A 20,698-nucleotide genomic window follows, 5' to 3' on the forward strand; every position below is an offset into this window, starting at 1 on the left:
GGTCACCGGGAGTCGCCCGATCGGAGGGGAACGCACAAGCCCGCGCCGCTCGTTCGGCCCGGCATGAACGTCGATATTCTGGTGTACGACGGGTTCGACGAACTGGACGGTATCGGCCCGTACGAGGTGTTCGACTACGCGCTCGGCTACGCCGCCGAGGAGGACGACGGGACGACAGGGGACGACGGGGCAATAGGGGACGACGGGACGACAGGGGACGACGGGGCGTCAGGAGACGACGGCGGCCGCGTCCGATACGTGTCGCTCGACGAGCGCGAGACGGTGACCGCGAGCCACGGGACCCGCGTCGGCGTGGACGGAACGCTCCCCGGCCCGGGAGGAGAGGACGCCCCGGACCTGCTGGTCGTGCCCGGGGGCGGGTGGAACGCGCGCAACCAGGAGGCGAGCGCGTGGGCCGAGGCGCAGAAGGGCGACGTGCCGCGCGCGCTCGCCGCGTACCACGCGGCGGACACCCGGATCGCCTCGGTGTGTACCGGGTCGATGCTGCTCGCGGAGGCGGGCGTCACCGACGGCCGCCGGGCCGTCACGCACGCCTCCGCCGTCGAGGAGCTCCGGGAGTCGGGAGCGGAGGTCGTCGACGCGCGGGTCGTCGACGACGGCGACGTGCTCAGCGCGGGCGGGGTCACCTCCGGGATCGATCTGGCGCTGTACGTCGTCGAGCGCGAGTTCGGCGAGTCGGTCGCCGACCGGGCGGCGACCGTCATCGAGTACGAGCGGCGGTACGAGGTCGCGACGCGGGACGGGTCGCGGCGCGGGGAGAACTAGTCGTCCGGGAGCGGCGCGGCGTCGTCGTCGGCGTCGTTCGTCGTGGTCTCTCCGTCCGCGTCCACGGTGATCACGGTACAGTCGAGTTGGCTGCGGAGGAACGAGTCGATGTCGGGGTCGGAGAGCAACTTCTGGACCATCCGGCGCCACCGCCCCGCCTGTTTCGACCCGATGACGACCACGTCGGCCCCCTCGGCGACGATCTCTTCGAGGATCGTCTCCTCGACGAGGAAGCCCCGACGGACGACGTACCGCGCCCGGTCGATCCGGCCGATCCGCTCCTCGACGGCGCGCTTGAGGTCGCTGCGCGAGACGCCCCCCGAGCGCTGGTATAAGTCGACGTGGAGGACCGTGAGGTCAGCGTCGCGCTCCGCGGCGACGCGGGCCGCCTCGCGGAGCGTCGCCGCCGAGTGCGACGAGGGAGGGAATCGAACCGGGACGACGACGAGCGTCATGTCGGGTCGGAGGGGTTGGGGGCGTAAATACGCTGTCGGTGTGGCCCTCGCTCTCGGTCGGTCGCAGTCGTCACTCTCACTCAGTCCTGACCGCCGATCGGCGGCGGCTCGGCTCACCGCGCTCACCGCCAGCGCATTTTTCCCTGCGCTCTCGAATGAACCGTTGTGGACCGCAGTTCGGCCGCGTGAGACATCATGGACCGACTTCCCACGGACCGGCTCTCGCCGCTGGCGAGCCGCGTCGACGACGTCCTCGCCCTGTACGGCTACGAGATACGACCGGCGATCGACGCCATCGACGACGCGGTGACCGGGTACGGCGGGCTGTTCGGCCCGACGACGACCGACGCCGAGATCCGGACCGCGGTCGAGTCGGTCCTCGCCGCCGACCCGCCGCGATCGGGCGACGACCGCGGCGAGTCCGCCGACGACATCGTTCTCTACGTCGACGGGAGCTCGCGCGGAAACCCCGGACCGGCCGGCGCGGGGGCCGTGCTGCTGGTCGACGATGACCCCCTCGTTCGGCTGGGCCGACCCGTCGGGGCTCGCGCCGAGAACAACACCGCGGAGTACGCGGCGCTCCACCTCGGACTGGAGGCGCTGGCCGCGCGCTGCGACCCTGCGGCCGTCGAGGTCCGGATCGACTCGCGGACCGTCATCGACGACATCTGGGGCAGCGGTGACGGGATCGCGTCGGCCGCACCGTACCGGCCGGCCATCCGGGACCGCATCGCCGCGCTACCCGCCTGCGAGTGGACGCATCTGGCCGACAGCGACCCGAACCCGGCCGACGCCCGCGCGGCGGTCGGAGCCGATATCGCGGCGCTCGGTCCGTAGCGGAGGGGAAGCGGCTGCGGTGTTACGACCGGTCCCCGTCGTCTCGCGGCGAGACGGCTTCGACCGCTCCCGTTGGCGGTTCGAGCCGGACGGTGTGACGCGTGTGGCGCGCGTGCGTCTCCGCCCAGCGCCGCGCCGGACGCTCCGCGAGGAAGCGCTCCCCGTCCGGGCAGCGGTCGCACCGGGCGACCCACGGGGTCACGCCGTCCGGGTAGTGGCCGGTGTGGCGCTCGTGGTCGAGCGCGAACTGCTCGATCGCGTGGCTCCCGGGGTCGAGGTCGTCGACCTCGCGGTCGAGCACCCACTCCCGGTCGCACCGCTCGCACGCGACGGTCGGTGCGTCTCGCTCGTCGTCGGGACGCGCGTCGTCGGTCACGGGTCCGCTTCGGTCCGCCCGCACTTGAACGGCGACGCCGGGACGACCCGAGCGCACCTCACAGCGCCGGCGGCTCGCCGCGGCCGATCACGATCTCCTGGCCCTCCACGTCCTCCAAGGCGGCGACGCGGCCGCCGATCTCGACGCGGCCGTTCTCGGTCTCGACGACCAGCGACGCCACCTCCTCCGTGTCGACGAACGCGACGTCGACGACTTTCCCGCGGACAGTGACCTCCTCGCCGGTCTCGATGTCGCGGCCCTCGACGGTCGCGTAGAACTCCTCGTCGCCGAACTCGCGGACGTCCTTCACGGCCCGACGGATGGAGGCGTAGCGGCGCGGGAAGGGCCGGTCCTCGCCGTCGGCGGCGAGCGATTCCGCGGTCGTCCACAGGACGGTGCCGAAGAAGCCGGAGACGAGGAAGCCGAGCGCGGAGCGGTTGAAGATGACACCGTAGCGCTCGCGGTCGTCGCGCAGCGCGTCCTGCGTTGCGTACACGGAGTACTCGCCGTCGCCGACCGCGAGGACCGGCGTGGTGATCCCGCGGCGCGCGCGGGCGATCGTCGCGACCTCCAAGTAGTCGAACTCCGTCGGGTCGGGCGCGTTCGACGCCGGCGTGACGAGCAGTTCGACGGTGACGCCCTCGGCGACCTTCGCGGCGAGTTCGTCCCGGAACCGCCGCAGGAGGCCGGGGGTGAGCGACAGCGCGAGCTCGTACTCCGCGTTCGCGATCACCTCTTCGAGGTACCGGAGGATCGTCGAGCGCGACTTGACAAGCGACACCGCCTCCGTCTCCCGCGTCGGCGCGGTGTACCGCGCCTCCAGCTCGTCGACCATCTCCGTGAACGACGACCGCAGATCGCCGAAGGCGTCCTCGGGGTCGACGGCGACGATCTTCATCGGCCGCGACTCGCGGAGCTCGACGAGCCCGCGGTCCGAGAGGCTCCGGACCGTGTCATACACCCGCGGCTGCGGGATCTCGGTCCGGTCGGCGATGTCGCTCGCCGTCAGTTCGCCGTGTTCCAACACCGCGAGGTACGCGTCAATCTCGTACTCGCCGAGGTTGAATCGGTCCCCCACGCGGTCGAGCGTGTCCCGGAGATCGTCAGTCATGTACCGAAGAACGGGACCGGGGATTATAGCTTTTTACTATGAGACGAGTTGTACGCGTTTTCAGAGCCCGGTCCTCACGGTCGGGACAGCCGGGGGCCACATGTCCATGCGGTCGTGGTCCCCTCCGGCTCCCGCTCCTCGATCCGCTCGGCGACGAGGACGGTGCCGTCGCGGTCCGAGTCGGTGTACAGCCGGAGCGGGTGGCGCGGCGTCCCCTTTCGCAAACGACGTGATCGACGGGGCGCCGTCGATCCGGACGCGCCCCGTCTCCTCGAGATCGAGGTCGTCGACCAAGTAGTGGACGGCGGTCAGGCCGGCGAGCCCGAACGGGGGGAAGCCGGCGAGCAGCGCGTCTCCCGGCTTGGTGTCGTGTTCGACGCCGAACCTCGTTGGGTCCGCAGGCGGTTGGCCCATACCGCCCGTTCGCTCAGCGAAGTCACAGTGGTTGCCCCGTCTCTCGTTCGAAGCGGCTCGTTCGCCGCCGGTCGTGCGCGTGGAGAAACGCTTTTTCCGATGGCCGACAGCGGGTTCCCATGGTCTTCCCGGGGGGAACGCCGATCGCGGGGGCCGTCTCACGGCTCGCCGATATCGGCTCTCGGCTCGCGGACCTGCCGGGAACGGGCGTGTTGACCGTCCTCGCGTCACTGGCGGTCGGCGTCGTCCTCGCGAACTTCCTCGTCCGGCTGATCGGTCGCCCCGTCGCCCGCCGCGTGTCGCGACAGAGCGTCGCGCAGACGATCGTCCGCGGGGTCCGGGTCGGCACGATCGCCGCCTCGGTGCTGGTCGGCCTGGGCGCCGTCGGCTTCCGGTTCGCGGACCTCCTCCTCGGGACCGCAGTGTTCTCGGCCGTCATCGGTATCGTCCTCGCGCCGCTCGTCGGGAACTTCATCAACGGCGTGTTCATCCTCGCGGACCAGCCGTTCGAGATCGGCGACATGATCGAGTTAGAGGACGGGACGACCGGGTTCGTCGAGGACATCACGATCCGCTACACGAAGATATTCACTCTGGATAACACCTTCCTCGTCGTGCCGAACGGGACGATGCGCGAGCGCGACGTGACGAACTTCTCGGCCGAGGACGAGCGGACCCGGCGCTCGATCGACGTGCTCGTCACCTACGAGAGCGACATCCCCGAGGCCCGGCGGCTCATCGAGCGCGCGGCGCGCGACTCCGAGGCCGTCGTCGACGGCGGCCCCGACATCCGGATCGGCGTGGCGCGGTACATGGCGGGTCCCGACTGCCGCCTCCACGAGTTCGCCGACGACGGGGTCCTCCTCCGGCTGCGGTACTGGGTGAAGAAGCCGTACAAGCTCGCGAAGGTCCAGTCGGACGTGAACACCGAGATCCGCGAGCGCCTCGCCGACGCGGACGTCGAGATGGCGTACCCGCACCGCCACCTCGTCTTCGACGACACCTCCGGCGTCGCCCGCGTCGACGCCGCCACCGAGACGTCCGGTGCCGACGGAGCTCACGGCGCCGCCGATCCGACCCCGGGCGACGGAGCAGGCGCCACGGAGACGACCGAGGGCGGGCCTTCGGACGCGGACAATCCCGCCGGATCCATAGACAGTAGCGACGGGCGTCGGTAACCGGATCGGAAGCCTGATAGAGCGCGCCCGGCTTTTCAACCGCAGTGAGCGACGAGCCCGCCGCCGACCCCTCCGACCCGTCGGATTCCTCCGAGCCGCCGGACCCCTCCGGTGGACCGAGCGGCGATACCATGGGCGGCGACGACGGCCGCGACGGGGACGACGACCCCGAAGCTGCGTCCGACGCCCCCGAGCCCGCGCCCGACGACCCAGTCGGCGAGGAGTCGATCACCGAGGGGAGCCTCCTCCGACCGCTGTTCCGCCTGGCGTGGCCGATCGTCGTCATCCAGCTGCTCCAGGTGACGTACAACATCGTCGACACCCTGTACCTCGGCCGGCTCTCGGCGGAGGCCGTCGGCGCGATCAGCCTCGCGTTCCCGCTGATCTTCCTCCTGATCGCGGTCGCCGGCGGGTTCACGACGGCGGGCGCGATCCTCGTCGCGCAGTACACCGGCGCCGACGGCGAGGGCTCCGCCGGGCTCGTGGCGGGACAGACGATCTTCACCGTCTCCGTGCTGTCCGTGCTCATCGGGATCGGGGGCTACTTCTACACGCGCCCGGCCCTCGAGATCCTGCCGAGCGACGCGGAGACCGCGGCGACCGTGATCCCGCTCGCGGCAGACTACATGGAGGTGATCTTCGCCGGGATCCCCCTGATGTTCGGGTTCTTCGTCTTCTCGGCGCTGATGCGCGGCTACGGCGACACGCGGACGCCGATGGCCGTCATGTTCATTTCCGTCCTCCTGAACGTCCTCTTGGACCCGTTCTTCATCTTCGGGTTCGAGGGGAACCCGCTGTTCGAGTGGCTCGCCGCGGTTCCCGGCCTCGCGGCGCTCGACCCGGTCGCGCTGGAGGCGACGCTGCTCTCGGCGACGGGAGTCACCGGGATCGGCATCCAGGGCGCCGCGCTCGCGACGATCCTCTCGCGGGGCGTCGCGACCGCCATCGGCCTCTGGATACTGTTCGGCACCGGGTACGGCCCCGACGTGACGCTCGGCCACCTCGCGCCCGACCTCGATTTTATCCGGGACATCTTCCGGCTCGGGCTCCCCTCCAGCGTCGAGCAGACGACGAGCGCGCTCGCGATGATCACGCTCACCGCGATGATCGTCACGTTCTCGCCGCCGGTCGTCGCCGCATACGGGCTCGGCAACCGGCTCATCTCGCTCGTCTTCCTGCCCGCGATGGGGCTCGGCCGCGCTATCGACACGATGGTCGGGCAGAACCTCGGCGCGAACCGCGCCGACCGCGCCGGCAGGGCTGTGAAGTTCGCGGCCACGACCGGCGCGGGCGTGATGTTCCTCGTCGCGGTCGTCGCCGTGACGTTCACCGAACCGATCGTCGGCGCGTTCCTCGGCGACGTGCCGGACGCGCCCGCGACGATCGGCTACGCGGTGGAGTACGTCCGGATCCGGTCGGTCGAGTTCGCCTTCATCGGCGTCTCGCAGGTGATCTTAGGCGCGTTCCGCGGCGCGGGCAACACGAAGACCGCGATGGTCATCTCGATCCTCACCCTCTGGGTGGGCCGGGTCGCGAGCGTCGGGTACCTCGTGTTCGTCGCCGGGTGGGGCGAGACCGGAGTCTGGGTCGGTATGGCACTCGGAAACGTCCTCGGCGCCGTCATCGGCGTCGCGTGGTTCTCGCGCGGCACGTGGACCGAGCGGTACATCGACGAGCCCGAGCCCGGCGTCGACCCGGTGGGAGACGACTGACGAGCCCCCGGTCGCTCAGTGTCGGAAGAGGTACACCGCGTCGTCGGAACGCAGTAGGCAGAACCGCGCGCCGTCGTTCTCGGGGAACGTCGTCCCGGACTGTCGCGTGACGAAGAGCCGCGAAAAGGCGTCGTCGCACACCGGGCACGCCATCCCTTCCCTGTTCTCCCAGAGGCTCGTTCGGCCCGAGTCGCGGAGCTGTTTCAGTTCGTGACGGTGGTCGTGAACGTCGAACTCGCTCATGTGCGGGAGTCCGACCGGGGACTGTTGAACGTGTCCTCGCGAGTCTCAGTTCGGAGAACGCGGGGTCAGTCTTTCAGCCGCAACGGCTGTGCCTCCCCGTAGGTGAGCGTCCGCCACACCCACTCGACGGGACCGAACCGGAAGTACCGGAGCCAGATCACGGACAGCGGGACTTGGACCGCCCAGATCGCGACGACGATCCCCATTGCCTCGACGCGGCTGACGGAGCCGAACAGCCCGAGGCCGTGACCGTAGAACACCGTCGTCGCGATCACCGTCTGGAGCAGGTAGTTGGTGAACGCGGTGCGGCCGACCGCGGCGAGCGCGCGGGCCACGAGCCCCTCACCGCGCCACCGGACGAACAGCGTGACGAGGCCGACGTACCCGCCAGCGACGAGCAGACTCCCGACGTAGTTGAACTGCCGCCAGTACAGCGCGGCGCCGGCGCTCCAGTCGTTCGCCTCGATATACGCGACGCCGGCGACGACGATTCCGACGCCGACGACGCCGCCCGCGACGAGCCGGCGGTAGAACGCGGTCGAGCGCTCGCCGGTCAACACGCCGCGCCTGTACAGTGCCATGCCGAGCAGCATGACGCCGCCCACGCGCCAGAAGCTCGACCCGATGAACCCGGACGTCTGTCGCTGGAACGACGAGGAGACGCGGTGGCTCATCTGGTCGAGCCAGCCGCCGCGGTAGGCGGCCACCTGGTCTCGGACCGCGGCCTCCGCGGGCAGCCACTGGCCGGCGATCGCCTCGCCGCCGATCGAGGTCGCGGCGAACAGCTCGATCGCGGGGACGAAGAGCAGGAATATCCCGGCGAGCCCGCCGAGCCGACGCGCGTCGAGGTCGCGGACGAAGAGGAGGAACAGCCCGAGCAGCCCGTACGTGACGAGGATGTCCCCGTACCACAGCAGGTACGCGTGAAGGAGGCCGATCGCGATCAGCACCGCGGTCCGGCGGAGGTGGAGGCGGACGGCGTCTTGGCCCTTCTCCTCTTTGCTCTCGATGAACAGCAGGACGCCGGCGCCGAACAGCGCCGAGAAGACGGTGATGAACTTCGACTGCGCGAACACGTGGCCGACGAACCAGGTCCAGTAGTTGAGCCCGGTGAAGTCGCCGTACACGGTGGGGTTGAGCAGGGTCTGCTCCGGCATCGAGAAGACGCGGATGTTGATGACGAGGATGCCGAGCAGCGCGAAGCCGCGGAGCGCGTCGAGACTGGTGATCCGTTCGGAGGGCGGCGTGGGGCCGGGATCGCTGGTCACGAGTTGTCCGCGGTGACGGTCCCCAGCACCGAATAGGTTCCCATCGCGGCTCCCGGGTCGGCCTGCTCGGTCGGCGGCTCAGTCCAGCCGCACCGCCGCGCCGGTCTCCGCGGAGCGGTAGATTGCGTCGATGACGCGCTGGACGCGTAACCCCTCCTCGACGGTGTTTATCGACGGCGCCTCGCCGTCGGCGGCCGCTTCGAGGAACGTCGCCTGCTCGGCGGCGTGCGCGTCGCCGTCGCGCGTCTCCACGCTCGCGTCCGTGAGGTGGTGGCCGCCGCCGACGCCCGCCTCGTGGACCGTGAGGTCGCCGCTGCCGCGGTCGAGCGTCGCGCCCGCCTCGGTGCCCCGGACGACGAACTCGTCGGTCGCCGGCCGGTTCGTCGCCCACGCGACCTCCAGCGAGACGGTGCTCCCGTCGGCGCCGCGGATGAACGCGGACGCGGAGTCGTCGACGTCGAACCCCTCCGGCCCCGCGTCGTCGCCCCACATGTGGACGTACGCGTAGTCGTCGCGACCGCCGAACTCCGAGCGCGTGTCCCCGGACACCTCGACGACCTCGGGGTGATCGAGGAAGTAGAGCGCCAAGTCGATCGCGTGGACGCCGATATCGATGAGCGCGCCGCCGCCGGCGACGTCCGCCGACGTGAACCACGAGCCCCGGCCGGGGACGCCGCGCCGCCGGACGTAGTTCGCCTCGACGTGGGTGGTCTCGCCGAACCTCCCCTCGTCTTGGTAGTGTTTGATCACCTGAACCGGCTCCGCGAACCGGTTGTTGAACCCGACCATACAGAACCCGTCGGCGTCGCTGGCGGCGTCGGCGATCCGCTCGGCGCTGTCGAGCGTGTGCGCCAGCGGCTTCTCCAAGAGCACGTCGAGGCCGGCCGAAAGCGCCGAGGTCGCGTACTCTTCGTGGAAGCGGTTCGGGGTGGTGACCAGCACGGCGTCGCAGTCCTCGTAGAGGTCCGTCTCGTCCTCGTAGGCGGGGACGCCGAACTCCTCGTGGAACCGTGCCCGCGCGTCGGCATCGACGTCCATCCCGCCGACGAGGTTCGCGCCGCGCTCGGTCAGCTTCGTCGCGTGGTGGGACCCGATGCCGCCGAGGCCGACGATGCCGACGGCGACGTCGTTCGGATGCGTCATGGGCGGGCTTCACCACGGGTGTTGTTAAGGCTCCCGTCCCGCGGGACGCGCCGGAACCCGACCGCGCGTGGGGACGGCCGTCACGACCCCGCTGGCGGTCGGCTCACGCGATCGGGACGCCGACGGCGACGGCGATCGCGCCGTCGACCGCTACCGCCGCGGCGTCGGCTACTACCGTCACGCCGTCGATCGCGCCGGGCGCCATCGAGTCGACGAAGTCGAAGAGGTCGCCGAGCGAGCCGGCGTTCTCGGCGAGGCTCTCGCGCGCGTCGAGGAGCCCCCGGAACCGCTCCGGTTCGCGGGCGATCACGAACCGGCCGACCCCGGCGCCGGTGCCGAGGAAGGCGAGGAGGGCGAGCGCCCGCGAGATGGTGAGCAGTTTCAACAAGACCGGGAGCGCCAGCGCGAGCGCCAGCGCGGCGACGACGCCCGTGACGACCTCGCCGAACGACCCGCCGTCGGCGAGGTCGATGACGCCCGCGCCGGAGAGGATGACGAACCCCCCGACGCCGAGGGCCAACGTCCCCCACATGAACGCCGCCAGCAGGCGGACGGGACCGTCGTACCCACTCCCGGCGTCGTCCGGGACATCGTCGTGAACCCACGGGTTGCGCATACGGGAAATTCAGACCCGACGAGTATATAGATCGCTTCAGATCTCGGAAACGCTCGGCGTGAAACGGACCGGTTAGGACCGGGGGTGCGGGCCGGTCATCCACTCGCTCGCCTGCGGTTCGTCCGGATCGGTGACGACCTCGACGAGGGCCGGGCCGTCGCGGTCGCGGGCGCGCTCGACGGCGTCGCCGACCGCGCCGCGCGCATGGACGCGCTCCGCGGGCAGGCCCATCCCCGACGCGACCGCGACGAGGTCGAGGCCGGTCTCCGCCCACCCGTAGCTCTGGTCCGGGAAGTCGTACGACCGCGACGCCTCCTCGCTGATGATCGCGTAGTCGTCGTTGTTGAGCGCGACGACGGTGACGTCGATCCCCTCGCTCGCCAGCGTGTGGAGCTCGTGGACGCACATCATGAGCCCGCCGTCGCCGGTGAGCGCGACCACGTCGCGGTCCGGGTTCGCCAGCTTGGCGCCGAGCGCCGACGGGAGCCCGGTACCCATCGTCGCCCACGAACCGGGGTTGACGTACGACCGCGGCCCCGCAGCGGGGAACGAGACGAGCGTCCACAGCCGGAACCCGCCCGCGTCGGCGGCGACGACCGCGTCCGCCGGGACCGCGTCGCGAACCGCCGAGAGGGCCTCGACGGAGCGGAGCGGGCGCTCCTCGCGGTCGTCGGCCGTCGACTTCCCTGAACCGTCGGCGCTCTGCTCGGACAACGCCGCGAAGCGCTCGCGGTCGGCCGCGCGGACCGACTCGGCGCGCTCGGCGCTGTCGGCGCCGCGGGGCGCCACCCCCTCGTCGTCGAGGCGGTCGGTGAGCGCCCGGAGGAAGCGGTCCGCGTCAGCGACGACGCCGAGGTCCGCTTCGTAGCCGAACCCGACGTCGTCCCCGTCGAGCGTGACGTGGATCAGCGTCTCGGGAATCGCGACGGACCACGAGGCGGTCGCGACCGCGTCGAGGTCTGAGCCGATGACGAGGCCGACGTCGGCGTCCGCGAGGAGTCCCCGGAGCTCCGCGCTGGCCCCGCCGCAGAGCACGCCCGCCGACAGCTGGTGCGTCTCGGGGAGCGTCCCCTTCCCCTTGTACGTCGTCACGACCGGCGCGCCGAGCCCCTCGGCGACCGACCGGAGGGCGTCGCTCGCGTCCGCGCGCCTGACACCGCCGCCGGCGAGCACGACGGGCGCTGTGGCATCGCCGAGCAGGTCTGCGGCCTCGCGCACCGCCGCCGCGGGCGGTGCCGGCGGCGGTGACGGCTCGCGCTCGCCGACCGCGGGCTGCGGGGTCCGACCGGCGAGGAAGTCCTTCGGGATCCCCACGCGGACCGGTCCCTGCGGGTGTTCGCGGGCGGTCCGGATCGCCTCGACGACGGCGGGGACCGCGCCCGCGGGCGAGTCGACAAGGACGTTCTCCTTGACGACGGTGTCGTACGTCTCCGGCGGCGTCTCGTGGATGCCGTCGCCGCCGCGGACCGACCGTTCCGTCTCGACGGCGAGGTGGAGCAGGGGGACGCAGTCGTTCAGGGCGTTCTTCAGCCCGTTCATCGCGTTCGTGTCGCCCGGGCCGGGGACGACGCAGGTGGCTGCCATCGCGCCGGGCTCGCTCGTCTCGGCGTACCCCCACGCTTGGTGCGGGACGGCGGTCTCGTGGCGGGCGACGACGAACCGCGCGTCGCGATCGGCGAGCGCCCGGTTCAGCGGGAGGGTCTGCTTGCCGGGGATCCCGAAGACGGTGTCGACGCCGCGGTCGAGCATCGCGTCGACGACCGCCTCGGCGACGGTCGGTGGGTCGTCGTGCCTATCGGCGGCGGGCGAGGGCTCGTCAGCGTCCATGTCGCGAAGTCGGCGGAGCGTATGTTGAAAGCTTCGTCCGCCGCCGGGTCCGCGAGCGAGCGCGGGACGCGACGCGGCGGGGAGGGGAACGCATCGGAGGGGCGGCGACACTCCGCGTCACAACGGAACGAGGGGGTAACCCGCGACTTCGGTCGCGGGGCACTGACATGTACACTTATGCTAGCGTGTGCTGTCATGTGTCATGTATGCGCTTACCAGAGACTCGTGACCTGTTCGCGAGGAAACTACAGTTTCCGGCGCCCCGAAGCGAGGTGCTGGAGACGGTCGGTGACACGGAGTTGTCGCCGCCCGACGGAGAGTCCACGACGATCCGGGCGGTCATCGACCGGTCGGAGGTCGAGACGTTCGACTCGGCCGACGACCTCTACGACACGCTGATGATGCTCGTCGGCGCGCAGTTCATCGGCCGCCGGTACTACGACGACCGCGGCGGGATGCCGGGCGACGAGGAGAACGAGGTGAGCTTCTGATGTCAGTCACGATCGTGTCGGGAGTCAACGGCGTCGGCCTTTCCAGCGTCTGTCAGGCGGTCAGGCGCGGACTCGGAGATGGGTACAAGCTGATCAACTTCGGCGACGTGATGCTCGAACAGGCGGCGGCGATGGGGCTCGCGACCGAGCGGGCCAAGCTCGGCACGCTCTCACAGCCCGAGACGCGGCGGCTCCAGCGCCGCGCAGGCGAGTTCGTCGCCGAGGAAGCGGAGACGACGAACGTGATCCTCTCGACGCACCTCGCGGTCGAGACGCTGACCGGCTACGTCCAAGGGCTTCCAGTCGAAGTGCTCGAAGACGTCTCGCCTGACGCGTTCGTCCTCGTGGAGGCGGAACCGGCGACGATCCTCGAACGCAGGCGGGCGAGCGACCGCGACCTCGACGGGGTCACCGAACGCCAGATCGACTTCGAGCAGGACCTCAACCGGTCCGCGGCGCTCCAGTACGCGCGCGACCAGAACGCGCCCGTCCGGTTCGTCGAGAACGAGGGGGAGATCGAGGGGGCGGCCGAGCGCTTAGCTGACGCGCTCTGAGCGAGCGGCGCGATTCGGCACGCGTCCGGTCCGGCGGCGTCGGGCCGCGGACTACTCCGCGACGTTCGTCTCGCGGACGCGGACGCCCTTCCGCCCGAGGTGCCGCATCTGTCGCTGGGCGAACTCCTCCTCGCTCGACCCGCGCGTCGCGAGGACGTAGACCAACGCGGAGCCGGTCGGCCGCATCGTCCGTCCCGCCCGCTGTGAGCCCTGTCGTCGAGAGCCGCCGAGCCCGCTCGCGACGACGGCGAGTTCGGCGTTCGGGAGGTCGATCCCCTCGTCGCCCACCCGCGAGACGACGAGGACGTCGAGGTCGTCGTCGGCCGCCCCGCCGCCCGAACCCTCCGCTTCGCCGTCCGCCCGGAACCGGCGGAACAGCTCCGCGCGCTCGTGGTGCGGCGTCTCGCCGCTGATGAAGGGGACGCCGAGCGCGTCGGCGATCGCGGCGCCCTGGTCGAGGTACTCGACGAAGACGAGCGTCTTCTTGTCGCGGTGGGCCGCGAGCAGGTACCGGATCTCCTCGACCTTCGCGGGGTTCTCGGCCGCGAGCCGTCTGCGGTCCCGGCCGTCCGCGGCGGCGTACTCGTTGCGCGCCGTCTCGTCGCGCCACGGGACGTAGCGGATCTCGACCTCGGGCTCCTGAACGAAGCCGGCCTCGAACAGCGCGTCCCAGTCCGCCCCGATGGGCTGGCCGATGAGGGTGTAGATCTCTTCCTCGCTGCCAGTCTCGCTGACGGGCGTCGCCGAGAGTCCGAGCCGGTGTTTGCTCTGGAGCTCGGCGGTCCGCGAGTACACCGGGGCGGTGACGTGATGGCATTCGTCGAAGCAGATCAGCCCCCATTCGCGGGAGTCGAAGAGGCTCCGGTGGCGGTCCATCCCGGCGATCTGGTAGGTCGCGATCGTGACGGGGCGGATCTCCTTGGTCCCCCCGTGGTAGAGTCCGATGTCGGCGGGGTCGACCGTGGAGTGCTCCAGCAGCTCCTCGCGCCACTGGTCGGCGAGCTCGCGTGAGGGGACCAAAATCAGCGTTTCGCCGCCGACCGCGGCGATCGTCGCGATCCCGGCGACAGTCTTGCCGGAGCCCGGCGGCCCGACGTACACGCCGGACTTGCGGTCGAGGAACGTCTCGACCCACGTCTCCTGGTAATCGCGGAGGTCGGTCGCGAGGTCGATCTCGACCGGGTCGCCGGTCTCGAGGTCGCGGTCGTCCTCGACCGGGTAGCCGGCGTCGTAGAGCGTGCGCTTGACCGCGGCGACCGCCGCCTCGTTCACCCACGCCTCGGTGTCCGAGATTGGCGCGCGGAGGTGGTCATCATCGAGGTGCTGGTCGGCGACGTTCCCCATCAGGTTCTCGGAGGCGGCCTCGAGGACGACGTACCCGTCCGCGTGGGTGTACAGCCGGAAGCGGTGCGCCCGACGCCACTGGTCGCGCACCCACGCTTCGAGGTGTTCGTACCGCCGCGGCAGCACCGACCGGAGCGCGCCCACGAGCGCGTCGGCGTCGTCGAACGGTGCTGCCCACACGTCCTCCTGGCGGATCCGATAGAGATACCCGCGGGTTCCGGGCTCGGTGCCGGTGGTGTCGACGAGGTTCGCGAACTGCGAGAGCCGCGCGCGGGTGTACTGCGTGGGGCGGTCGACGACGATCTCGCGGCGCTTCGGGAAGGTCACGACGCGCTCGCGGCTCGCCAACGCGCCCCAGTCGCGGGGGTAGAATACGACGGGGTCGGCCTCGACGTCGAGTCGGTCCACGTCGCCGCGGTCAACGAGCGCAGCGAGCGCGTCGCGCGCTGCCGCCTGCGACGTTCCGAGCCGGCGGGCGACCTCGCTCGCCGTTGCGACCGGTCGCTCCTCGGCCTCGAGCGCCTCGTGGAAGCGATCTAAGGAGAGGTCTTCAGCGTCGTCCTCGCTGGAATCGTCGCCGGCGTCGTCGCCGGTGTCGTCGGTCATCACCGCCGCTTCGGTCGCGACGCGGAAATGGATAGCGTCAGCGGACGAGACGGAACGGAGGTCTTACACATGTCGTACGGGGTTGCTCTCTGAGGAGCGACCGACAACATCTCCAAAGCCCCAGTCGTGCGGCCGCAGTACGCTTCGTTGCGCTCCTCGCTCGCGTCGCCCGCCGCGGTGCTAACGTCGCCTACTGCGGCCGCACGACTGCCCCTTCGAGTCCCGCCCCACCCCGCACCGCCGCCTCACGCCTCCCCGGCCTCGTCGCTCCCGACGGTTGCGACTCCCTCGCACGGACTCCTCGCGCCCCGCGGGCGCTCGGAGGCGCGCGCCAGCGCAGCGACTTGGCCACTCGTGAACCGAGCGAACAGAATGGAGTTGAGTAGAAATGAGTATCGCCGACTAGCGGCCCGGCGACCGCTGCCCACACCGCCGCGAGGTGATCCCCTCCTTCGAGCGGAACCGGCAGCCGCAGTCGGTACAGCGCACGAATGGCTCGCCCGGCTCGGTTTCGAGGCGGTGTTCGCCCACCTCGAACGGGCGGGTCACGGTCCGGGGGCGGATCCGGTCCGGGATCGGCGTCGACGCCGACTCGCTCAGCGCGGCCCGCACGGCGATGGTGTCGACGTCGACCCCGTCCCACCGCGAGGCCTCCAGCGCATCTTCGCGGTCCGCGACCTCGGTCCAGCCGGTGACGACGACCGGGGAGTTCGTCTCCGTGTCGCTCACGACCACGACGAACCGGACGCCGCCCTCCACGAGGGCGAACCGCCACCCGTCGGTGCTGTTCCACCGGAGCTGCCCCTCGCGGATCGCGTCGCTCACGGTGCGCGTCGAGACGTACCGACCGGGCTGTTCGAGCCGCTCGCGGAAGTGATCGGTCAGCGCGTAGCGGCCCGGGTCGCGCACGGGAGGATCCTCCGGCGTCCGGGCGGCGGCCTCGCCACCGTGCGGGGGATCAACCGACCGATACTCGCCGGTTCGGCCGGTCGAGCCGGATCGGCCGGCCCGAGCGCGGCGGCGCGCGGGCGACTCCGGCGGCGACCGAGGCCGGGCGTCTGCCTGCCGGCCGGCGGCGGTCGTGGAAACGGTCCGACGCTCCGTCGATCCGGGCCCGAGGGGCTCCGCGTCCCCCGACCCGCCCTGTCGGGATGCCACTACGACATCGTACCGAGCGCGCTCTTAAGTGTGTTACGCCGGCACAGGGGCGTCGACCGCGCCCGCATCGGCGGGGGAGTCGGACTCGTCGAACGCCCAGAGTCCGACCCCGCGTTCCCTCGCGTCGGCTTCGGCCGCCGCGTACGCGTCGCGTAGCGCGAACTCGGTGTCGTACAGCCGCGCGTACCCCTCGGTCAGCAGGCGCTCGTTGAAATCTTCACCGTCGACGTACAGCACCGCCAGCAGCCGCCCGTAGCCGCCGCGTCGGTCCCCGCCGGCGACGACCGTGACCTCCTCGCCGGCGAGTTCGGACTCGGCGAATGCGGCCGCCTCACCGCCCCACGCTCGGAGGTGCGCGCGGCCGGCGTCGGTGTTGGGGATCCCCTCGAACTCACCCGGCGAAGTCACGTCGGCGCTCGTCTCGGGCGTGTCGACGCCGAGGAGCCTGACGGTGTCGACCTCGCCGTTCGGGAACTCGACCTCCACCGTGTCGCCGTCGACGACGCGCACGACGGTGCCGGTCCAGGTCGTGTCGTCCGGGTCGCCGGGGTCGACTCCCGCCGGATCGGTCGGCGGCGAGTTGAGGTCGCCGGTCGGTGAATCCCCGTCGGTGGCGGGGCCCGGACCCCCGGCGCAGCCGGACAGTGCGACGACCGCGACGACTCCGATGACCGCGACCAGCCTCGGTCGAACGCGCATCGATCCCGTGTTGCGCTGGTTTCAGTATAAATAGGCAGGAAAGTCGTTCAGCTTACTCGCGTGCTACTACTAACCAACTCTCTCGCTGAAAAAGAAAAGCCTCACCCGCTCGCTGTCGCTCACGAGTCAGAAATTCAGTCCGCCCTCCCCGAATTGAACGGGGGACAAGTCGATCTACAGTCGACTGCTCTACCAGGCTGAGCTAAGGGCGGTTACCGAAACATAGCCGCCGGATTCGACTTAAGAGTTCCCTTTCAGAGCAGGTGTGATCCGCCGTACCGCGGGGTGGATCGCCGGACTCGAACCCCGCTCGCGACCCACGCTCGCCGCGGGGCTGTTAAGTCTCTCGCGGCGGGAGCGGGGACATGGCCGACGGCGACGACAGACAGGCGACGTTCGGGTCCGACGGGAGCCTCGAAACCGATCGGACGCCGGACGCGACGGGCGAGAACGACTTCGGCGAGGAGAAAGAGCCGAACGAGACCGACGGCGGGTACAGCCGGTACGTCGTCTCCAGCCTGCTCCAGAAGGCGGTCCGGCGCTCCGACGAGGAGATCGCGGCGTGGGCGGCGTGGGAGCTGGCGCGCTCCGGGTACGCCTGGAACCTCTGGGACCGACTCAACCTCTACGTCGTCGAGGACCTGCGCGCGGGCGACGAGGTCGCGCTCACGATCGAGCGCTACGAAGAACTCGCGACGGAGCGCTGGGAGCCCGACGCGTGGAAGGGCCGGCTCTGCGGGATCCACGCCGCGCTCGCGGCCGCCCGCGCTCGCTCGACACGCGAGGCGTCGAACGCGGACGCCTACTTCGGCGCGGTCGCCGATCTCCGGGCCGAGGCGCGCGCCCGCGGGGAGGAGCCGGCGCACGACTTCCCCGTCGGTGACCTCGAACCGGACGGGGAGTTCGACGCGGTCTTCGACGGGCACACCGGCGAGGGATCCAAGCGCGGGCGCGGCACCCGGTTCTTCAAGACGCACGGCGCGCGCGTCGGCCCGGAGGGCGAAGACGAACAGAGCGCGCGGTGGCAGCGGCTCGCGATGGTGCTCGACGAGGAGGTCGAGTACGACGAGGCGGAGCTCGCCCGCGCCGTCGCACCGGTCGATCCCGACGACCCGTGGGGCGGATCGGCCTCCGGCGACACCGAGCCGGACACGGGCGACGGCGAGACGCACCGGAGCGATGCCGAGCCGGACACGGGCGACGAGGGGGGTGGCGCGGGCGACGGGACCGGGTCCCTCTCTGACTTCGCGGAGTGAGGTGTCGGCCGCGGCGACAGGGGTCGCCGCGAGGTCCGCCGTGACCGATCCCCGCTTCCGCCAAGCCTTATGTTCGGGACTGCGTTGTAGCGACCATGACAGATGTCGCAATCGTCGGCGGTGGACCGGCCGGACTGAGCGCCGGGCTGTTCGCGAGCAAGAACGGCCTCGACACCGTCCTCTTCGACACGGACGAGACGTGGATGCACAAGGCGCACTTTGGTATGGCTTAACGTTCAATAAGTGAATAGCCCCTATCTGATTACGTTGTATCTCAAAGGACAAATACCGTCTAGTACCACACTACAGGATAAGGGATTTAATCTGAACCTATGGTACTAGATCCTATTTTTCTCTCGCCCCTTCGCCGTATGGGGGTTTTGGATATATACGCACTTTCTAACGCAAAAAATAGCCTACAACTAAAGCCGATAGTTTGTTTGGATAGTAATATCTACTAAATAAAGCCATTATGTTGATGTGTATAACACAAGATAGGCAAAATCAGAGTATCCCTGTAGAAGTGGGTTTGTCGAATTGAAGGGTAGGGGGGTTCGGAGGTAGATCACTAACCAGAGCGATTCAGTCTCATTTCTCATTCTGAACTAGGCTGATACACTCTCTTACCTCTCACATGGATATAGTGCTAATAGAATACCCTCTCAATGGACTTTGAGGGTTTTAGGTCCTATCCTACTCATACAGGTAAAAGACGCTTAGAGAGTCATTCAGTTTGATAGACTCAAAGTGAGAGGATCGCTAAAGAGAGTTTGGATTAGAGAATAGCAAAAGACTAAGCTTAGAAATGAAAGAATAAACAAGAGAATTGTCTTTTGATTAAGTTTCTCAAAGTTTCTCTAAAGTTTCTGTAAGTTTGTTCAATTAATTGATTGATCTTTTGCTCTCATCTTTATTTCATGTCAGCTTAGGAGCAATAATCCGTATGTATTTGCTCTTATATTCAGTCTGTAAAAGCGTATGAGTAAAATATCAAATCGTATTCCTCTCAAATCACCCTTTAGAGACTCTGTATAAGCCAAATCCAAAATAGACTTAGTAACGTTACGGATCGAATTTACAGAATTATTCTCTCTCAACACAATTCCCCGGCTTTGTCTAATAAAACTGTATAGAAATCCTGTATCCCTAAACTATAGGGGTTGGAATCCTTAGTTTCTTCAAATATAACGAGTATAAAACGACAGATATTTAAGTGTATATCTCTAATTTTATAGTACAAGCATGACGCAAAAAACAATCGCAGTAAGTCCCTCGGTCCATAAGGAGTTAGCTTACCGGAAGATCGAAAAGGAGTATGGCACTTTTGAAGATATGATTGTAGATGAAGTTTTAGAGGATTAAATTATGACAAGCAAAGGCGCGGGATTTGTTAAGGCGGATCGACAAGGAAACCAGATTTATGCTGAAGGGAGTAACAGAGGATCTACTGTAGAAGAGCTTTCACGGGGAGATATTGAAGAGCGAAACCTGAACCCTGAAAAGGATATTGTAGTAGAAGAGCTTGGAGAGTCGGGTTCTACAATTCGGGAGAGACAAGAGGGAGAACACGTTGTAAAGATTGAACCGGATTCTCTGGCAAACTCCCGTCTTTCTAAGTTCTTTACCGACTCTGAAATTGAAGAGCTACAATCCAAGGAGGATACGGTTCAGGGAGAGGATACCCCCGAAGATATTGATTCTGTTTGGGATGGGATCCGTAAGGACGTAAAACGGCATAACCGAGAGGTAGCAAAATCCCGAAAGCAAATGGAGATTAGACGCGCAAAAGAAGAGCTAAAGAAGGGGACAAAGTACGATCCTGATCGTTCAGTCTCTGATTTATCCGGTGAAGAATTCAAGGAGATAATCGCAGAAGCGAATCAAGAAGGTAACTCTGAACCAGAATCCGAAGAGCTACAAGCCGCTATTGAACACATTGAAGATAAGTATTCAGGTTTTCTAGAAGAGGATTCTGATACTGAAATTAATACCCCTGATTCACAGGTAGAAGAACTAGCGGCAAACTCTTGGGAAGATTATGAGAATAGTGCTTTTCAGGATATAGCAGAGGATCTTGCTAAGAGCGACGAAAACACTCTGTATGAGAGTGTAGGGGAAAACTCCCGAAGGGTAACGACCAAGGATCCGGAAATCAAGAAGGCTCTTCGGAACCCGGAGGATGAACCCAATTGGAACGGTTCAGTAGAACTAGAAAAGGATACGGGCGATACTGTAATAGCAGTAGTTTCTAAGGAGAATTAGAATGTCTGATACTTGTCCCCGGTGTGGTTCAGATTCATACTCCACCAGCCAAGAAAAGGAGCGTATCGATGAGGGTCTAGTTACGTTTTCTTTCGCTTCCGAATGCTCAAATTGTGGGTATTATCCGCACGATTAATCATGAAAACTGCTAATGGATTCTTCATTTCCACGGTGGATAAAAATGAAGAGAATATGGAACAAATCAAGGAGGATCTTCAAGATGAGTCTACAGAAATAGTCGCATATTCTGTAAACAATTCGGATAAAACTGTAGATTTAATCCTGAATCTTAATAACTTGGAGTTAAACATCGACTTGGATTATATCCATTAATGTACACATTTGTACAATAAAGTTAATAC

20 protein-coding genes, 1 tRNA gene and 1 pseudogene are annotated in these 20,698 nt (G+C 67.2%); 9 read left to right on the forward strand and 13 right to left on the reverse strand.

The window, feature by feature from the left end; all coding sequences use genetic code 11:
* The first annotated feature begins 63 nt into the window (after positions 1 to 63).
* Complete coding sequence (locus EO776_RS09170; RefSeq protein WP_094520486.1) at positions 64 to 786, forward strand: DJ-1/PfpI family protein; 723 nt, start codon at positions 64 to 66, stop codon at positions 784 to 786.
* Here the strand turns inward: EO776_RS09170 and EO776_RS09175 are convergent.
* Positions 783 to 1,241, reverse strand: a complete 459-nt coding sequence (locus EO776_RS09175) for a universal stress protein (protein ID WP_086220364.1) — start codon at positions 1,239 to 1,241, stop codon at positions 783 to 785. The two genes, EO776_RS09170 and EO776_RS09175, sit on opposite strands and share 4 nt — an antisense overlap.
* Before the next feature lie 195 nt (positions 1,242 to 1,436).
* On the opposite strand from EO776_RS09175, the gene EO776_RS09180 reads away from it, so the two are divergent.
* Positions 1,437 to 2,078: a ribonuclease HI family protein gene (locus EO776_RS09180; RefSeq protein ID WP_049932562.1), complete on the forward strand. Its 642-nt coding sequence runs from the start codon at positions 1,437 to 1,439 to the stop codon at positions 2,076 to 2,078.
* A gap of 22 nt (positions 2,079 to 2,100) precedes the next feature.
* Here the strand turns inward: EO776_RS09180 and EO776_RS09185 are convergent, their stop codons facing one another.
* From EO776_RS09185 to EO776_RS19770, 3 genes are all read right to left on the reverse strand, one after another.
* Positions 2,101 to 2,454: a hypothetical protein gene (locus tag EO776_RS09185; RefSeq protein ID WP_086216669.1), complete on the reverse strand. Its 354-nt coding sequence runs from the start codon at positions 2,452 to 2,454 to the stop codon at positions 2,101 to 2,103.
* 58 nt (positions 2,455 to 2,512) lie between these two features.
* On the reverse strand, positions 2,513 to 3,565 hold the full coding sequence (trmB, locus tag EO776_RS09190; protein WP_049932559.1) for an HTH-type sugar sensing transcriptional regulator TrmB: 1,053 nt from the start codon (positions 3,563 to 3,565) through the stop codon (positions 2,513 to 2,515).
* Positions 3,566 to 3,639: 74 nt separating this feature from the next.
* On the reverse strand, positions 3,640 to 3,789 hold the full coding sequence (locus EO776_RS19770; protein ID WP_246041419.1) for a hypothetical protein: 150 nt from the start codon (positions 3,787 to 3,789) through the stop codon (positions 3,640 to 3,642).
* A gap of 309 nt (positions 3,790 to 4,098) precedes the next feature.
* Here EO776_RS19770 and EO776_RS09200 point away from each other — a divergent pair, with 309 nt between their 5' ends.
* Both EO776_RS09200 and EO776_RS09205 read left to right on the forward strand, forming a co-directional pair.
* Positions 4,099 to 5,157, forward strand: coding sequence for a mechanosensitive ion channel family protein (locus tag EO776_RS09200; RefSeq protein WP_094520485.1), 1,059 nt, complete (start codon positions 4,099 to 4,101; stop codon positions 5,155 to 5,157).
* Between the two features lie 44 nt (positions 5,158 to 5,201).
* The gene (locus tag EO776_RS09205) at positions 5,202 to 6,869 is read left to right on the forward strand and encodes an MATE family efflux transporter (protein WP_089308776.1); all 1,668 of its coding nucleotides are present in this window, start codon (positions 5,202 to 5,204) and stop codon (positions 6,867 to 6,869) included.
* 15 nt (positions 6,870 to 6,884) lie between these two features.
* Here the strand turns inward: EO776_RS09205 and EO776_RS09210 are convergent, their stop codons facing one another.
* From EO776_RS09210 to EO776_RS09230, 5 genes are all read right to left on the reverse strand, one after another.
* Complete coding sequence (locus tag EO776_RS09210; RefSeq protein ID WP_049932552.1) at positions 6,885 to 7,112, reverse strand: DUF7385 family protein; 228 nt, start codon at positions 7,110 to 7,112, stop codon at positions 6,885 to 6,887.
* A gap of 65 nt (positions 7,113 to 7,177) precedes the next feature.
* The gene (locus EO776_RS09215; RefSeq protein WP_089308775.1) at positions 7,178 to 8,380 is read right to left on the reverse strand and encodes a DUF418 domain-containing protein; all 1,203 of its coding nucleotides are present in this window, start codon (positions 8,378 to 8,380) and stop codon (positions 7,178 to 7,180) included.
* A gap of 78 nt (positions 8,381 to 8,458) precedes the next feature.
* Positions 8,459 to 9,523 (reverse strand): Gfo/Idh/MocA family protein, encoded by a 1,065-nt coding sequence (locus EO776_RS09220; protein ID WP_094520484.1) that lies wholly within the window; start codon positions 9,521 to 9,523, stop codon positions 8,459 to 8,461.
* A gap of 103 nt (positions 9,524 to 9,626) precedes the next feature.
* Positions 9,627 to 10,139, reverse strand: coding sequence for a hypothetical protein (locus EO776_RS09225; RefSeq protein ID WP_089308773.1), 513 nt, complete (start codon positions 10,137 to 10,139; stop codon positions 9,627 to 9,629).
* Between the two features lie 72 nt (positions 10,140 to 10,211).
* A complete protein-coding gene (locus EO776_RS09230; RefSeq protein ID WP_094579982.1) occupies positions 10,212 to 11,966 on the reverse strand; it encodes a thiamine pyrophosphate-binding protein in 1,755 nt (584 codons plus the stop codon).
* Between the two features lie 206 nt (positions 11,967 to 12,172).
* Between EO776_RS09230 and EO776_RS09235 the strand changes: the two genes are divergently transcribed.
* Both EO776_RS09235 and EO776_RS09240 read left to right on the forward strand, forming a co-directional pair.
* Positions 12,173 to 12,457 carry a DUF5789 family protein gene (locus tag EO776_RS09235; protein WP_049932543.1) on the forward strand — a complete coding sequence of 95 codons (285 nt, stop codon included), beginning with the start codon at positions 12,173 to 12,175 and terminating at the stop codon, positions 12,455 to 12,457.
* Positions 12,457 to 13,011 (forward strand): adenylate kinase, encoded by a 555-nt coding sequence (locus EO776_RS09240; RefSeq protein WP_049932541.1) that lies wholly within the window; start codon positions 12,457 to 12,459, stop codon positions 13,009 to 13,011. Before EO776_RS09235 ends, EO776_RS09240 begins: the two co-directional genes overlap by 1 nt.
* 51 nt (positions 13,012 to 13,062) lie before the next feature.
* On the opposite strand, the gene EO776_RS09245 is transcribed toward EO776_RS09240, so the two are convergent.
* The 4 genes from EO776_RS09245 to EO776_RS09260 form a co-directional block, all read right to left on the reverse strand.
* Entirely contained in the window at positions 13,063 to 14,961 is a 1,899-nt protein-coding gene (locus tag EO776_RS09245) for a DEAD/DEAH box helicase (RefSeq protein WP_049932539.1), read from the reverse strand.
* 402 nt (positions 14,962 to 15,363) lie between these two features.
* Positions 15,364 to 16,119, reverse strand: coding sequence for a hypothetical protein (locus EO776_RS09250; protein ID WP_049932537.1), 756 nt, complete (start codon positions 16,117 to 16,119; stop codon positions 15,364 to 15,366).
* Positions 16,120 to 16,152: 33 nt separating this feature from the next.
* Positions 16,153 to 16,818 carry a thermonuclease family protein gene (locus tag EO776_RS09255; protein WP_089308771.1) on the reverse strand — a complete coding sequence of 222 codons (666 nt, stop codon included), beginning with the start codon at positions 16,816 to 16,818 and terminating at the stop codon, positions 16,153 to 16,155.
* Positions 16,819 to 16,956: 138 nt separating this feature from the next.
* Positions 16,957 to 17,030: transfer RNA gene (locus EO776_RS09260), tRNA-Tyr, on the reverse strand.
* A gap of 153 nt (positions 17,031 to 17,183) precedes the next feature.
* On the opposite strand from EO776_RS09260, the gene EO776_RS09265 reads away from it, so the two are divergent.
* The 3 genes and pseudogenes from EO776_RS09265 to EO776_RS09275 all read left to right on the forward strand — a co-directional run bounded on the left by EO776_RS09265 (position 17,184) and on the right by EO776_RS09275 (position 20,336).
* The gene (locus EO776_RS09265) at positions 17,184 to 18,074 is read left to right on the forward strand and encodes a hypothetical protein (RefSeq protein WP_094519722.1); all 891 of its coding nucleotides are present in this window, start codon (positions 17,184 to 17,186) and stop codon (positions 18,072 to 18,074) included.
* A 95-nt stretch (positions 18,075 to 18,169) separates the two neighbouring features.
* Positions 18,170 to 18,292, forward strand: a pseudogene (locus EO776_RS09270) (FAD-dependent oxidoreductase); the annotation flags it as partial.
* A gap of 1,147 nt (positions 18,293 to 19,439) precedes the next feature.
* Positions 19,440 to 20,336, forward strand: coding sequence for a hypothetical protein (locus EO776_RS09275; RefSeq protein ID WP_129452395.1), 897 nt, complete (start codon positions 19,440 to 19,442; stop codon positions 20,334 to 20,336).
* Positions 20,337 to 20,698 lie beyond the last annotated feature (362 nt).

This window comes from Halorubrum ezzemoulense (assembly GCF_004126515.1).
Lineage (GTDB): Archaea > Halobacteriota > Halobacteria > Halobacteriales > Haloferacaceae > Halorubrum > Halorubrum ezzemoulense.

Excerpts from the sequence above, each read along its gene's own strand:
- EO776_RS09170 (WP_094520486.1), top strand. The coding sequence starts at position 64 with ATGAACGTCGATATTCTGGTGTACGACGGGTTCGACGAACTGGACGGT.
- EO776_RS09175 (WP_086220364.1), bottom strand. The coding sequence starts at position 1,241 with ATGACGCTCGTCGTCGTCCCGGTTCGATTCCCTCCCTCGTCGCACTCG.
- EO776_RS09180 (WP_049932562.1), top strand. The coding sequence starts at position 1,437 with ATGGACCGACTTCCCACGGACCGGCTCTCGCCGCTGGCGAGCCGCGTC.
- trmB (WP_049932559.1), bottom strand. The coding sequence starts at position 3,565 with ATGACTGACGATCTCCGGGACACGCTCGACCGCGTGGGGGACCGATTC.
- EO776_RS09200 (WP_094520485.1), top strand. The coding sequence starts at position 4,099 with ATGGTCTTCCCGGGGGGAACGCCGATCGCGGGGGCCGTCTCACGGCTC.
- EO776_RS09210 (WP_049932552.1), bottom strand. The coding sequence starts at position 7,112 with ATGAGCGAGTTCGACGTTCACGACCACCGTCACGAACTGAAACAGCTC.
- EO776_RS09220 (WP_094520484.1), bottom strand. The coding sequence starts at position 9,523 with ATGACGCATCCGAACGACGTCGCCGTCGGCATCGTCGGCCTCGGCGGC.
- EO776_RS09225 (WP_089308773.1), bottom strand. The coding sequence starts at position 10,139 with ATGCGCAACCCGTGGGTTCACGACGATGTCCCGGACGACGCCGGGAGT.
- EO776_RS09230 (WP_094579982.1), bottom strand. The coding sequence starts at position 11,966 with ATGGACGCTGACGAGCCCTCGCCCGCCGCCGATAGGCACGACGACCCA.
- EO776_RS09235 (WP_049932543.1), top strand. The coding sequence starts at position 12,173 with ATGCGCTTACCAGAGACTCGTGACCTGTTCGCGAGGAAACTACAGTTT.
- EO776_RS09240 (WP_049932541.1), top strand. The coding sequence starts at position 12,457 with ATGTCAGTCACGATCGTGTCGGGAGTCAACGGCGTCGGCCTTTCCAGC.
- EO776_RS09245 (WP_049932539.1), bottom strand. The coding sequence starts at position 14,961 with ATGACCGACGACACCGGCGACGACGCCGGCGACGATTCCAGCGAGGAC.
- EO776_RS09255 (WP_089308771.1), bottom strand. The coding sequence starts at position 16,818 with ATGCGCGTTCGACCGAGGCTGGTCGCGGTCATCGGAGTCGTCGCGGTC.
- EO776_RS09265 (WP_094519722.1), top strand. The coding sequence starts at position 17,184 with ATGGCCGACGGCGACGACAGACAGGCGACGTTCGGGTCCGACGGGAGC.
- EO776_RS09275 (WP_129452395.1), top strand. The coding sequence starts at position 19,440 with ATGACAAGCAAAGGCGCGGGATTTGTTAAGGCGGATCGACAAGGAAAC.